Source organism: Bradyrhizobium sp. Tv2a-2 (assembly GCF_000472425.1).
Classification (GTDB): domain Bacteria; phylum Pseudomonadota; class Alphaproteobacteria; order Rhizobiales; family Xanthobacteraceae; genus Bradyrhizobium.
In genome coordinates this window covers 59,776-72,479 of sequence record NZ_AXAI01000010.1, presented here as the reverse complement: position 1 = coordinate 72,479, position 12,704 = coordinate 59,776, and the positions used below count along the sequence as shown (strand labels likewise).

The window sequence follows — 12,704 nt, the reverse complement described above, 5'->3', positions numbered from 1 at the left end:
AATTGATCCCTAGGCATCCTGGAAATCCCGCATGACCTCTCCCCTGGAACAAAAGAAAATCAAGATCACCCAGCCCTCGGTGGTGACCGCCAACCGGACCTGGGACGGCGCGGTGATCTATCGCACTGCCGCCGGCGAATGGTCGATCGATCTCAGCGAGGCAGCGGTGGTACGCGCTGCCGATGAGGCGCGGGCGCTGCTCTCCGAATCCGCGGCTGACGATCTCGGCGCGGTCGGCGCCTACATCGCGCCGGTGGAGATCGGCGAGGGTGGCGCCATCGCGCCGGGCAATCTGCGCGAAACCATCCGCGCGACCGGCGTCACCATCGGCCTGCCGGTGCAAGAACCGGCTCGGGTGTGAGTAGCTCATCATGTATGCTTACGACGAAATCGACCGCACGCTGATCAACGAGCGCGTCTCCGAATTCCGCGACCAGGTGAAGCGGCGCCTCTCGGGCGAGCTCACCGAGGACGAGTTCAAGATGCTGCGGCTGCAGAACGGCGTCTATCTGCAGCTGCACGCCTATATGTTCCGCGTCGCGATTCCCTATGGCACGCTGTCGTCGAAGCAGCTGCGGCGTCTTGCGCATGTCGCGCGCCGCTACGACCGCGGCTACGGCCACTTCACCACCCGCCAGAACATCCAGTTCAACTGGATCAAGCTCGCCGAGCTGCCGGATGCGCTCGCCGATCTCGCCGAGGTCGGCATTCATGCCATGCAGACCTCCGGCAACAACACGCGCAACGTGACGTCGGACCAGTGGGCCGGCGTCGTGCCCGGCGAGATCGAGGATCCGCGCATCTGGTCCGAGGTCTTGCGGCAATACACCACGCTGCATCCGGAATTCTCCTTTCTGCCGCGCAAGTTCAAGTTCGCCATCACGGCGCACCCGCATGACCGCGCCGCGATCAAGATCCACGACATCGGCCTTCGGCTGCACAAGAACGAGCAGGGCGAGACCGGCTTCGAGGTCATGGTCGGCGGCGGGCTCGGCCGCACGCCCTTCATCGCCAAGACCATCCGCCCCTTCGTCCATGGGCGGGATCTCCTGAGCTATGTCGAAGCCATCATGCGCGTTTACAACAGCTACGGACGGCGCGACAACATCTACAAGGCTCGCATCAAGATCCTGGTGCACGAGCTCGGCGTCGAGAAGTTCGCGCAGGAAGTCGAAGAGGAGTGGCAGCAGATTCGCGACGGCTCCTTGAGGCTCGATGACGAGACCATCGAGGACATCCGCTCGCGCTTCTCCTATCCGACCTACGAGAAGCTGCCGCACATGCCGGACGAGCTGCGCAAGGCGGCACACGATCCGCTGTTCGAGCGCTGGCGGCGCAACGCGGTGTTTCCGCACAAGGCGACCGGCTATGCGATCGTCACCATCTCGCTCAAGCCGGTGGGCGGCCCTCCGGGTGACGCCACCGCCGACCAGATGGACGCGCTTGCCGATCTCGCCGATAAATATTCTTTCGGTGAAATCCGCGTCGGCCATGAGCAGAACCTGGCGCTGCCGCATGTCGCCCGCCGCGACCTGCCGGCGCTGTGGAAGGCGCTCGAGACGATCGGCCTTGCGACGCCCAACGTGAACCTGGTGTCGGACATCATCGCCTGCCCCGGACTCGATTACTGCTCGCTGGCGAATGCACGTTCGATCCCGATCGCGCAGGAATTGACCCGGCGCTTTGCCAATCACGACACCGCCAACCTGATCGGCCGGCTGCACATCAACATCTCCGGCTGCATCAATGCCTGCGGTCATCACCATGTCGGCCATATCGGCATTCTCGGCGTCGAGAAGAACGGCGAGGAATTCTACCAGATCACCATTGGCGGCCGTGCCGACGAGAAGGCCGAACTCGGCGTGCTGATCGGCCCCGCGGTGCCCTACAACGATGTTGCCGACGTGATCGAGGACATCGTGGAAGCCTATCTCGCGCTGCGCGCCAACCCCGACGAGCTGTTCGTCGACACGGTGAAGCGGCTCGGCGTCGAACCATTCAGGGAGCGTGTCTATGCCACTCGTTAAGGGCGGAAAAATTCAGGCGGACGAGTATGTCCACATCGCCGACGACGCGGCCTTGCCGGAGAGCGGCGCCGTGCTGGTCTCTGCCGCGCGCTTCCTCGCCGACCCCGAACTCGTGCTGCAGCGGCGCGAGAAGGTCGGCGTGATCTGGCCGAACAATCGCGACGTCGAGGACCTCGTGCCCTATGTCGAGCGGCTGGCACTGATAGCGCTGGTGTTCCCGAGCTTCCGCGACGGCCGTGCCTATAGCCAGGCGCGCCTGTTGCGCGAGCGCTATTTCTTCCGCGGCGAGCTGCGGGCCACGGGCCAGGTGCTGCGCGACCAGTTCGTGTTCATGCTGCGCGCCGGCTTCGACGCGTTCGACGTCAAGAAGCAGGCCGACGCCGAAGCCTACACCCAGACCGTGAAGCGCTATTCGGTGTTCTACCAGCCGACCGGCGACGGCCGCGTCGCGGCGCCGTTCCGCCGCCTGCAGCTGCGTCATTCCGAGAGTGCGGGCCTATGAACGCGTTGGCGACACCCTTCACCGCCGATCCGGCCGCAGACCATCTGCCGGCAGCCGAGGAACTCGCGCGCTCGCTTGCCGATGCCAAGCCTTCGGAAATCATCGCCGCGGCGCTGCGCACCGTTGGCCGCGACAAATTGGCGCTGGTCTCTTCCTTCGGCACCGAGTCGGCCGCGCTGCTCAAGGTGATGGCGGATGTCGATCCCGCGATCCCCGTGATCTTTCTCGATACCGGGTGGATCTTCGAGGAGACGCTGGCCTATCGCGACACCCTGATCAAGACGCTGGGCTTGCGCGACGTGCGCTCGATCAAGCCGGCGCAGGAAGCGCTCAAGCAGAAGGATCCCGACGGCGATCTCTGGTTCTCCGATCCCGACGCCTGCTGCCGCATCCGCAAAGTGGAGCCGCTGGCGCGCGCGTTGAAGCCGTTCAGTGCCTGGATCAATGGGCGCAAGCGCTTCCAGGGCGGCCTGCGCGCCGCGATCCCGGTGGTCGAGCAAGATGATGTCAGGCTGAAATTCAATCCGTTCGCGCAAGCTGCGCGCGCCGAAATCGAGGCGATCTATAAGTCCGCCGATCTGCCGCCGCATCCGCTCGTCGCTGCCGGCTTTCTCTCGGTCGGCTGCATGCCCTGCACCAGCCGCACCGAGGCGGGCGAGGATGCGCGCGCCGGTCGCTGGCGCGGTCGCGCCAAGACCGAGTGCGGCATCCATATAACGAAAACTGCTTAGCATATCTGGAAATCTTCGTAGGTCGGTGATCGCCCGCGCCTGTACAGAACGCGTAGAGCCGCAGCTCGCGGCCAACGGAGATTGAGATGCATCGCCTGTTCCTCGCTGCCGCGGCCCTGCTGTGGGCCGGCTCGGCCATTGCCGCCGACATCACCCTGCTCAACGTCTCCTACGATCCGACGCGCGAGCTCTACACTGATTTCAACAAGGCGTTCGCGGCGGCTTACCAGAAAGAGACCGGCAAGAGCGTCGAGATCAGGCAGTCGCATGGCGGTTCGGGCGCGCAGGCGCGCTCGGTGATCGACGGCCTGCAGGCCGACGTGGTGACGCTCGCACTCGCCTATGACATCGATGCGATCGCGGCCAAGGGCCTGATTGGCGCCGACTGGCAAAAGCGCCTGCCGCAAAATGCCTCACCCTACACTTCGACGATTGTGTTCCTGGTGCGGAAAGGTAACCCTAAGGCCATCAAGGATTGGGACGACCTGATCAAGCCAGGCGTCGACGTCATCACGCCGAACCCGAAGACGTCAGGCGGCGCACGCTGGAACTACCTCGCGGCCTGGGGCTTTGCGCAGAAGAAGTACGGCTCGGCCGAGAAGGCAAAGCAGTTCGTCGCCGATCTCTACAAGAACGTTCCGGTGCTCGACACCGGCGCGCGCGGGGCGACCGTCACATTCGTCGAGCGCGGCGTCGGCGATGTGCTGCTCGCTTGGGAGAACGAGGCGTATCTGGCTTTGCGCGAGTTCGGTGCCGACAAGTTCGAGATCGTGGCGCCGAAACTCTCGATCCTGGCCGAGCCGCCGGTCGCCGTCGTCGACACCGTTGTGGAGAAGAAGGGCACCCGCGCCGTGGCCGAGACCTATCTGAAATACTGGTATTCGAAGGAGGGCCAGGAGATCGCCGCGCGCAATTCCTATCGTCCGCGCGATCCGCAGATTGCGAAGGCATATGAGAAATCCTTCGCGTCCGTCGAGCTCTTCACCATCGATGACGTGTTCGGCGGCTGGACCAAGGCACAGAAGGAACATTTCGCCGAGGGCGGCATTTTCGATCAGATCTACAAGAACTGATCTCCATCGCAACGAGGCGATTGTGAGCGCAGGACGACGCAGCACGCTACCGGGTTTCGGCCTCACCATGGGCCTGACCCTGACTTGGCTGTCGCTGATCGTGCTGATTCCGCTCGCCGGGCTCTTCATCAAGACATTCGAGCTCAGCCCCGACCAGTTCTGGGGCATCGTGAGCAGCCGGCGCACGCTGAGCGCATTGAAGGTCTCCTTTGGACTCTCGTTTGCCGCGGCCGCCGTGAACCTCGTGATGGGCACGATCGTGGTCTGGGCGCTGGTGCGTTACCGCTTTCCGGGGCGGCGCATCTTCGATGCCATCGTCGACGTTCCCTTCGCCTTGCCGACCGCGGTCGCCGGCATCGCGCTGACGGCGCTGTTTGCCGACAAGGGCTGGCTCGGCGCGCCGCTGGCGCAGCTCGGCATCAAGGTGGCGTTCACGCCGATTGGCATTTTCGTCGCCATGATCTTCATCGGCATTCCCTTTGTGGTGCGCACCGTGCAGCCGGTGCTGATCGACCTCGATCCCGAGATCGAGGAGGCGGCGGCGAGCCTCGGCGCCGGCCGCTGGCACATCGTCACCAAGGTGATCCTTCCGAGCCTTGCGCCGGCGCTGCTCACGGGGCTTGCGCTCGCCTTTGCCCGCGCGGTCGGTGAGTACGGTTCGGTGATCTTCATTGCGGGCAACCTGCCCAACGTGTCCGAGATCGCGCCGCTGCTGATCGTGATCCGGCTGTCCGAGTTTCGCTATGCGGACGCGACCGCGATTGCGGTGATCATGCTCGTTGCATCGTTCGTGATCATCTTTGCCGTCAACCGCCTGCAGCGCTGGACCCAGGTCCGCGCGCCTACGCATTGAGAGGGCGGCGGATGAGCATGGAAACGTCATTGCCACGGACCGAGCTCACCTCTCCCGTCGGGAGAGGTCGGATCGCATCGTCCGACGCGATCCGGGTGAGGGGAGATGGAGGTCCGGCGATAGACGGCAGCTCGTCACCCCAACCCTCTCCCGATACGGGAGGGAACAGAGCGGAGCGTGCGGCAATCAAGAATCCGCGCAGCGAGCCACACTTCGTCCGCATCGCCATTATCACGATCGCAATTGCCTTTCTCTCGATCTTTGTCGTGCTGCCGCTGATCCTGGTCTTCGCGCAGGCTTTTTCCAAAGGCATCAACGCCTATTTTGCCGCGCTGTCGGATCCGGAGGCGCTGTCGGCGATCCGGCTGACACTGCTGGTGGCGGCGATCTCCGTCAGCCTCAATCTGGTGTTCGGCGTGATCGCGGCCTGGGCCATTGCAAAATTCGAGTTTGCCGGCAAGACCGTCCTGATCTCGCTGATCGACCTGCCGTTCTCGGTGAGCCCCGTGATCTCGGGCCTCGTCTTCGTGCTGCTGTTCGGCGCGCAGGGCTTCTTCGGCGCTTTCCTCGCCAGCCATGGCGTCCAGGTACTGTTCGCCGTGCCGGGCATCGCGCTGGCGACGTTGTTTGTGACCTTCCCCTTCGTCGCGCGCGCACTGATCCCGTTGATGCAGGAGCAGGGCACGCAGGAGGAGGAGGCCGCGATCTCGCTCGGCGCCTCGGGCCTGCAGACATTCTTCCGCGTCACGCTGCCCAACATCAAATGGGGCCTGCTCTATGGCGTGCTGTTGTGCAACGCGCGCGCGATGGGCGAGTTCGGCGCGGTCTCGGTGGTCTCGGGCCATGTCCGCGGCCTCACCAACACCATGCCGCTGCTGGTCGAGATTCTCTACAACGAATACCAGTTCGTGGCGTCGTTTGCGGTGGCCTCGCTACTCGCAATGCTGGCGCTGATCACGCTGATCGCCAAGACCTTGCTCGAACGCAGGTTGGACGAAAGGGACGTGCCGTGACTATTGAAGTGAGGCAACTCAGGAAGAATTTCGGCAGCTTCGCGGCGCTCGACGGCGTCGATTTGAAGGTTGCGGATGGTGAATTGCTGGCGTTGCTCGGACCGTCCGGCTCCGGCAAGACCACGCTGCTGCGGATCATCGCTGGTCTCGACTGGCCCGACACGGGCGAGGTCACTTTCGACGGCGAGAACGCGCTGTCGCGTGGCGCCGGCGAGCGCCATGTCGGCTTCGTGTTCCAGCATTACGCGCTGTTTCGCCACATGAGCGTGTTCGAGAACGTCGCCTTCGGCCTGCGCGTGCAGCCGCGCCGCGTGCGCAAGAGCGACGCCGCGATCCGCGCCCGCGTCAAGGAATTGCTCGATCTCGTACAACTCGACTGGCTCGCCGACCGTTATCCGAGCCAGCTGTCCGGCGGCCAGCGTCAGCGCATTGCGCTGGCACGTGCGCTGGCGATCGAGCCGCGCATCCTTTTGCTCGACGAGCCGTTCGGCGCGCTCGATGCCAAGGTGCGGAAAGAGCTGCGGCAGTGGCTGCGCTCGCTGCATGAGCAGATCCGCATGACCTCGATCTTCGTCACCCATGACCAGGAGGAGGCGCTCGAAGTCGCCAACCGCGTGGTGGTGATGGACAAGGGCAAGATCGAGCAGATGGGCACGCCGAACGATGTGTACGACAATCCGGCCTCGGCCTTCGTGCACGGCTTCATCGGCGAATCCATCGAACTCGCGGTCGATGTGGCCGATGGCGAGGTGCGTATCGGCGGCGAGGCGCTGCCGCTCGCCGCTCAAGGCCACGCTTCCGGGCCGTCAAAACTGTTCGTCCGCCGCCACGACATGCAGGTCGCTCCAGCCGGTGCCGGTGCGCTGCAGGGGGCGGTTACGCGCGTGCGCAGCTTCGGTCCGGTTCAGCGCGCGGAAGTGCTGCTGGCGCGGGCCAAGGTTGCGATCGAGATCGATGCCCCGCGCGACCAGGATCTCCGCCCTGGCGATCAGGTCGGCCTGAGCCCCCGGCGCTACCGCATTTTCGCAGCGTAAACACTGTCGTTCCGGCTTCGGTCCTTCCGGACGCTCGGGAGCGGCAGGAAAACTGTCCCGATCTTCACCTTTCGGCCACGGTTGGTATGCAACAACTCCCCGCTCATTGGGGGTATTTCATGCGCGCGGCTGCCGCAATTCTCGTCACATTGTTGCTTGCGGGCTGTGCCTCCGAGGCTCCGGTCACCACGCCGTCGATGTATATCGATATGGCAAGCGCAGACGCCAAGCTCGATCCGGTGGCCGCCGCCGCCATGATCTCGCAATATCGCCAGAACAACGGGCTCGGCGCCGTCGAGGTTGATCCCGCCTTGATGCAGCTTGCGCAAACCCAGGCGCAGGCGATGGCGGGCGCAAACAAGCTCGATCACGACGTCCGCGCGCCGTTGGCAAAGCGCCTCAACGGCGCAGGTTATCCCGCCGCGAAGGCGGTCGAGAATGTCTCGGCGGGCTATCACACGCTGGCGGAAGCCTTTTCCGGCTGGCGCGACTCGCCGCCGCATCGCGCGAATATGTTGGCCAGCGGTGTCACAAAATTGGGCATTGCGACCGGCTATGCTCCCAACACCAAGTACAAGGTGTTCTGGACGTTGATTCTGGCCGAGCCGGGCGCGGTTTAGTGATCAAGACCATACCTTGGGCTGGTTGACGCCGCGGCGAAGGGGCGCCACGGTGCAGTTCCTTCGTGTTGTCCGACGGTAGCCATGTCCGAATATGCCCATCCGATGCCGGCGACGACCCCTGCGAAAGCGCAGCCCGTATTGGTGCTGCAAGGCGGCGGCGCGCTGGGTTCCTATCAAGCTGGCGCCTATCAGGCGCTTTGCCATTTTGATTTCGAGCCGGAATGGATCGCGGGCATCTCGATCGGCGCGGTCAATGCCGCCATCATCGCCGGCAATGAGCGCGAGAAGCGCATCGAGAAGCTCAAGGAATTCTGGCAGATGGTTTCAGCGCCGGTGCCTTGGCAACCAACGACCAGGACCGAGCGCGGCCGCACATTGTTCAACGAGACCAGTGCGGCGCTGATCGCAACCTTCGGCGTGCCCGGCTTTTTCACCCCGCGCCTTCCGCCGGCGCCGCTATGGCCGCCCGGCAGCCCGCAGGCCCAGAGCTATTACGACACCGGGCCGCTCAAGAAGACGCTGGAGCGGCTGGTCGATTTCGATCGCATCAACGATCTCAAGACCCGCCTCAGCGTCGGCGCTGTCAGCGTCACCACGGGCAATTTCTGCTATTTCGACAATTTTGAATTTCGCAAGATGGGCAAGAAGATCGGTCCCGAGCACATCATGGCGTCTGGCGCGCTGCCGCCCGGCTTTCCCGCTGTCGAAATCGAGGGCGAGCATTATTGGGACGGCGGCATCGCCTCCAACACCCCGCTCGACTATGTGCTGGATGCGGAAGCCGATCGGGATCTTTTGATCTTCCAGGTCGACCTGTTCAGCGCGCGTGGAGATCTGCCGAGGAACCTGCTCGAAGCGGCGGAGCGGGAGAAGGACATCCGCTACTCCAGCCGGACCCGCATGAACACCGACAAGAACCGGCAGATCCACAATGCGCGCAAGGCGGTGCGCGACCTGATCAAGAAGCTGCCGGACAATTTGAAGAATGATCCCACCGTTGAATTCCTCGCCAAGGCGACGCGGGACAACACCGTCACGGTCGTGCATCTGATTTACCGCAGCAAGAATTACGAGACCAATTCGAAGGACTATGATTTTTCGCATGTCGCCATGGTGGAACATTGGGATTCGGGCGTCCGCGACGTCCATCTGTCGATGCGCCACAAGGATTGGCTGGAGCGGCCGCAATCCGGCGAGACCATGGTGACCTATGATCTCACCGGCGACGTCGAGGGCGGCGCCGCCGTCAAAAAAAAGGAGTGAACGGAATGGGCATTTTGTCAGGCAAGACCGCTGTTGTGACCGGCTCGACCAGCGGCATCGGGCTCGCTTATGCGCGCAAATTCGCCAGCGAAGGCGCCAACATCGTGCTCAACGGCATGGGCGCACCCGCCGATATCGAGAAGGAGCGCTCGGCGATCGAGAGCGACTTCAAGGTCAAGGCCGTGCACTCGCCCGCAGACATGACCAAGCCCGCCGAGATCGCCGGGATGATTGCGCTCGGCGAGAAGAGCTTCGGCTCGGTCGACGTGCTGGTCAACAATGCCGGCATCCAGTTCGTCGCGCCGATCGAGGAATTCCCGCCGGAGAAGTGGGAGACGATCATCGCCATCAACCTCTCCTCGGCCTTCTATGGCATCCGCGCCGCGGTGCCCGGCATGAAGAAGCGCGGCTGGGGCCGCATCATCAACACGGCCTCGGCCCATTCGCTGGTCGCTTCCCCCTTCAAGTCGGCTTATGTTTCGGCCAAGCACGGCATCGCCGGCCTCACCAAGACGGTGGCGCTGGAGGTTGCGACCTTCAAGATCACCTGCAACTGCATCAGCCCGGGTTATGTCTGGACACCGCTGGTCGAGCATCAGATCCCGGAGACGATGAAGGCGCGCAACATGACCAAGGAGCAGGTCATCAAGGACGTGCTGCTCGACGCGCAGCCCACCAAGGAATTCGTCACCTCGGAGCAGGTCGCAGCGCTTGCGCTGTTCCTCTGCACCGACGACGCCGCGCAGATCACCGGATCGAACCTCTCGATCGACGGCGGCTGGACGGCGGAGTAACTGAAACTGTCATGCCTCGTAGTGGATCACCCGCTTTCGCGGGTTGATGGCGGCTGAGCAAGCGGCTGAAGCATTTTTCGGTTCTGATCGAATCAGAACCAGAAGCTCTGGATTCTTATTTTGACGCGTTTTCTTGACGCAGACCGGTGCCTACTTCGCTCGAAAACGCTTAAAGCATGATGAGATTGGGTTCGATTGGTTGCCGCGGGGGGCACCTCTCCCCGACGGGGAGAGGTCGATTTGCTCCCGGCGATGCGAAGCATCGTCCGGCGCAAATCGGGTGAGGGGCCGCAGCTCCACCGATCGACGATAACCCCTCACCCGGATTGCATCTGTCGATGCAATTCGACCTCTCCCTTCGGGAGAGGTGTACCCTGCGGCTCGATCCAACCTCACCTCATCGCGCTTTAGCGCTTTCCGAACGCCAGCACGTGCAGCCTGAGCCGGCTGCGGACGATCCAGAACAACAGCACCGTTTCGAAGCTCAGCGAGATCGATGTCGCGGCCGCCGCGCCATGGCCGCCGAAGCGCGGCACCAGCAGGAGGCACAGCACGACATTCATCGCGAAGGCAGCCGCGTACGCCGCTGCGCAGATGTGTTGGTGACCAAGCATGTTGAGCAGGCGCTCGACCGGGCCGATCGCTGCGCGCACCACAAGGCCGATCGCGGCGACGAACATGATGTCGTAGCCGACGACGAATTGCGGGCCGAACAGCCGGAGCAGCGGCTTGCCGATGGTGAGCAGCGCGATGGTCGCGGCGAGCGAAGGCCAGAAGGTCCAGTTGATGGCATGCGCGATATAGGCCGAAAGCCGCGCCTTGTCGCCCAGCGCGTTGTATTCAGCGAAGCGATGCGCCGTGGTTGCCGACATCGCGTAATGAACGAACGACACCAGCGCCAGCGTCTTCACGACCGCAAAATAGACGCCGACCTCTTCGGAAGGCCGAAACTGCTGCAGCACCAGCACATCGGTGTAGGACAACAGCAGGTAAAAACTCTCGACCAGCATGATCGGCAGCGAGATTGCGAGCCAGCCGCGGAAATCATAGGCGCGCGGGCCCGGTGCAATGTGGCTCATGAGCCTGCGGTTGAGCACGACCATCTGGCCGAGCATCGCAATCCACACCGCGCCGGCGCTTGCCGCCATCGCGGCCGTGGCGCCGAGATCGAGGCCGAGCACAAAGATGCCGGCGGTCAGCGCGACGATCAGGCCCTGGCGCACGATGAATTGCGGCATCAGGCCGAGCGGCATCCAGTCATGGGAGCGGGCGATGCCATCCTGGGTGTTGGCGACGACGAAGGGCGGCAGGGTCAGGCAGCCGATATAGAGCGGGGTGATTTCGCCTGCCGCGATCCAGGGCGACAGCAGTTTCACCAGGCCCGCCAACAGCAGCGACAGCGCAGAGGAGGCCGCGAATGTCATCCAGCGGCTGCCGGAGAGAAAGCCGCGCAGCCGCGCGTGGTCGCCGCTCATGCGGTATTCCGGGATGATCTTCTGGGCGGAGGCGGAGATGCCGAAATCCATCATGCTGCCGAGCAGCAGCACCCAGGTCCAGACATAGACATAGATGCCGTAGTCCGAGCCGCCCATCCAGCGCGCGAGCAGGATCTGCGAGACATAGGCAAGCCCTGCGCTGAGCACGCGGATGATGAAGATGGTGCCGGCGAGCCTGCGCGTCAGTGACGCTTCGCTGGACCCGCCCGCGAGCACGGCGCGCAGCCGCGCGATCACGCCGCTTTGCGGGTTCGTTGCGGGTTGGGCGTCGATTGAGGCCACGGCGCGAGGATCCGGCGAGAGGCCGCGACAGCGGCGATGGGATCGTCTATCAACCCTTCGTTAAGAAACGGTTGGGTGATCCCGGCCGTCGGTCACTCCAGATTGATATTGAACTCATACGCCCGATCGGCGCCGACCAGGGTCAGCTTGAGCGCGGCGCCTTCAGGGTTGACGCCAGGCGGCACGCCTTCCAGCGCAAAGGCAAAGCGCTTCACGCCGGGCGGGCCGTGGTCCAACAGCTTTGGAACCGGCAGGCCCCAATCCGGCGTCGGGCCCTCGACGAACAGATTGATCGGCCGGTTGTCGGGGCTCACCACGTCAACCAGCACCTCGGAACGTCCCTCGCGCTTGACGTCGCGGATGGTGAGCGGATTGGGATCGCCGACATTGGCAGGCTTCGGAACGGTGTCCAGCGCCGCGAACAGCGCACTGTCCTCGGTGCTCGCCACGCTGTTGAACGTGAGCTCGAGATTGGCCTGCACGGGAATGCAGATCTTCTCACAGACGGCGTAGTTGACGTCGGCGCGCAGCGTCACCGGCTTCTCGGCATTCTTGGCGACGATTCGCAGCGGCAGCACGATCTGGTCGTGATAGCCAAGCGAGATGCCGCCGGCGCCGTCGTCGAATTTTGTCGGCGAGGGCCACAACACCGTCACAGCTTCGACATTGTCGGACTTGGAGAAGTCGAAGCGCGGCGGCACGCCGGAATCGCCGGGCGTGCGCCAATAGGTATGCCAGCCCGGCTTGAGCTGGAGGGCGATGCCGCCGAGCAGCACCGCGCCGCTGCGCGATCCCGCCAGCAGCCGGGCTGCGGAATGCGCGTCCTCCTGCCAGGGCGAGGCGTCCTGGGCATGGGCGTTGGGGGCAAACAGCGAAAGCAAAATACTGGCCGCGACGCCAAGCAAGGCGCGGGCTGGAACAATGGAGTTCATGCGACGTCTTTACAGGTTGTCAGCTGCGCAAACTATTGAATTGCTTGTGATGGTGCATCGCTTCTCGCGTGGCAAGAGGGC

Annotated in this window: 13 protein-coding genes; 11 read left to right on the top strand and 2 right to left on the bottom strand. The window is 63.8% G+C overall.

The window, feature by feature from the left end:
* Positions 1 to 31 precede the first annotated feature (31 nt).
* The 11 genes from A3AI_RS0121660 to A3AI_RS0121610 all read left to right on the top strand — a co-directional run bounded on the left by A3AI_RS0121660 (position 32) and on the right by A3AI_RS0121610 (position 9,913).
* The gene (locus A3AI_RS0121660; RefSeq protein ID WP_024517583.1) at positions 32 to 361 is read left to right on the top strand and encodes a DUF2849 domain-containing protein; all 330 of its coding nucleotides are present in this window, start codon (positions 32 to 34) and stop codon (positions 359 to 361) included.
* Between the two features lie 10 nt (positions 362 to 371).
* Positions 372 to 2,027 carry a nitrite/sulfite reductase gene (locus tag A3AI_RS0121655; RefSeq protein WP_024517582.1) on the top strand — a complete coding sequence of 552 codons (1,656 nt, stop codon included), beginning with the start codon at positions 372 to 374 and terminating at the stop codon, positions 2,025 to 2,027.
* Complete coding sequence (locus A3AI_RS0121650) at positions 2,014 to 2,529, top strand: DUF934 domain-containing protein (RefSeq protein WP_024517581.1); 516 nt, start codon at positions 2,014 to 2,016, stop codon at positions 2,527 to 2,529. The genes A3AI_RS0121655 and A3AI_RS0121650 overlap by 14 nt, the downstream gene beginning before the upstream one ends.
* A complete protein-coding gene (locus tag A3AI_RS0121645) occupies positions 2,526 to 3,260 on the top strand; it encodes a phosphoadenylyl-sulfate reductase (protein ID WP_024517580.1) in 735 nt (244 codons plus the stop codon). The genes A3AI_RS0121650 and A3AI_RS0121645 overlap by 4 nt, the downstream gene beginning before the upstream one ends.
* A gap of 86 nt (positions 3,261 to 3,346) precedes the next feature.
* Positions 3,347 to 4,333, top strand: coding sequence for a sulfate ABC transporter substrate-binding protein (locus A3AI_RS0121640; protein WP_024517579.1), 987 nt, complete (start codon positions 3,347 to 3,349; stop codon positions 4,331 to 4,333).
* A 19-nt stretch (positions 4,334 to 4,352) separates the two neighbouring features.
* The gene (cysT, locus tag A3AI_RS0121635) at positions 4,353 to 5,186 is read left to right on the top strand and encodes a sulfate ABC transporter permease subunit CysT (RefSeq protein WP_502685758.1); all 834 of its coding nucleotides are present in this window, start codon (positions 4,353 to 4,355) and stop codon (positions 5,184 to 5,186) included.
* A gap of 185 nt (positions 5,187 to 5,371) precedes the next feature.
* Positions 5,372 to 6,199 carry a sulfate ABC transporter permease subunit CysW gene (gene cysW, locus A3AI_RS0121630; RefSeq protein ID WP_036049182.1) on the top strand — a complete coding sequence of 276 codons (828 nt, stop codon included), beginning with the start codon at positions 5,372 to 5,374 and terminating at the stop codon, positions 6,197 to 6,199.
* Entirely contained in the window at positions 6,196 to 7,233 is a 1,038-nt protein-coding gene (locus tag A3AI_RS0121625; RefSeq protein ID WP_024517576.1) for a sulfate/molybdate ABC transporter ATP-binding protein, read from the top strand. Before cysW ends, A3AI_RS0121625 begins: the two co-directional genes overlap by 4 nt.
* A gap of 119 nt (positions 7,234 to 7,352) precedes the next feature.
* On the top strand, positions 7,353 to 7,853 hold the full coding sequence (locus A3AI_RS0121620; protein ID WP_024517575.1) for a CAP domain-containing protein: 501 nt from the start codon (positions 7,353 to 7,355) through the stop codon (positions 7,851 to 7,853).
* A gap of 84 nt (positions 7,854 to 7,937) precedes the next feature.
* Positions 7,938 to 9,119 carry a DUF3734 domain-containing protein gene (locus tag A3AI_RS0121615; protein WP_024517574.1) on the top strand — a complete coding sequence of 394 codons (1,182 nt, stop codon included), beginning with the start codon at positions 7,938 to 7,940 and terminating at the stop codon, positions 9,117 to 9,119.
* 5 nt (positions 9,120 to 9,124) lie between these two features.
* Positions 9,125 to 9,913 (top strand): 3-hydroxybutyrate dehydrogenase, encoded by a 789-nt coding sequence (locus A3AI_RS0121610; protein WP_024517573.1) that lies wholly within the window; start codon positions 9,125 to 9,127, stop codon positions 9,911 to 9,913.
* Positions 9,914 to 10,320: 407 nt separating this feature from the next.
* On the opposite strand, the gene A3AI_RS0121605 is transcribed toward A3AI_RS0121610, so the two are convergent.
* Together A3AI_RS0121605 and A3AI_RS0121600 are read right to left on the bottom strand one after the other, a co-directional pair.
* On the bottom strand, positions 10,321 to 11,691 hold the full coding sequence (locus tag A3AI_RS0121605) for an oligosaccharide flippase family protein (RefSeq protein WP_024517572.1): 1,371 nt from the start codon (positions 11,689 to 11,691) through the stop codon (positions 10,321 to 10,323).
* A 92-nt stretch (positions 11,692 to 11,783) separates the two neighbouring features.
* Positions 11,784 to 12,623 carry a protein-disulfide reductase DsbD domain-containing protein gene (locus A3AI_RS0121600; RefSeq protein ID WP_024517571.1) on the bottom strand — a complete coding sequence of 280 codons (840 nt, stop codon included), beginning with the start codon at positions 12,621 to 12,623 and terminating at the stop codon, positions 11,784 to 11,786.
* Positions 12,624 to 12,704 lie beyond the last annotated feature (81 nt).

Coding starts and splice junctions, on each gene's coding strand:
- A3AI_RS0121660 (WP_024517583.1), top strand. CDS start 32: ATGACCTCTCCCCTGGAACAAAAGAAAATCAAGATCACCCAGCCCTCG.
- A3AI_RS0121655 (WP_024517582.1), top strand. CDS start 372: ATGTATGCTTACGACGAAATCGACCGCACGCTGATCAACGAGCGCGTC.
- A3AI_RS0121650 (WP_024517581.1), top strand. CDS start 2,014: ATGCCACTCGTTAAGGGCGGAAAAATTCAGGCGGACGAGTATGTCCAC.
- A3AI_RS0121645 (WP_024517580.1), top strand. CDS start 2,526: ATGAACGCGTTGGCGACACCCTTCACCGCCGATCCGGCCGCAGACCAT.
- A3AI_RS0121640 (WP_024517579.1), top strand. CDS start 3,347: ATGCATCGCCTGTTCCTCGCTGCCGCGGCCCTGCTGTGGGCCGGCTCG.
- A3AI_RS0121620 (WP_024517575.1), top strand. CDS start 7,353: ATGCGCGCGGCTGCCGCAATTCTCGTCACATTGTTGCTTGCGGGCTGT.
- A3AI_RS0121615 (WP_024517574.1), top strand. CDS start 7,938: ATGTCCGAATATGCCCATCCGATGCCGGCGACGACCCCTGCGAAAGCG.
- A3AI_RS0121610 (WP_024517573.1), top strand. CDS start 9,125: ATGGGCATTTTGTCAGGCAAGACCGCTGTTGTGACCGGCTCGACCAGC.
- A3AI_RS0121600 (WP_024517571.1), bottom strand. CDS start 12,623: ATGAACTCCATTGTTCCAGCCCGCGCCTTGCTTGGCGTCGCGGCCAGT.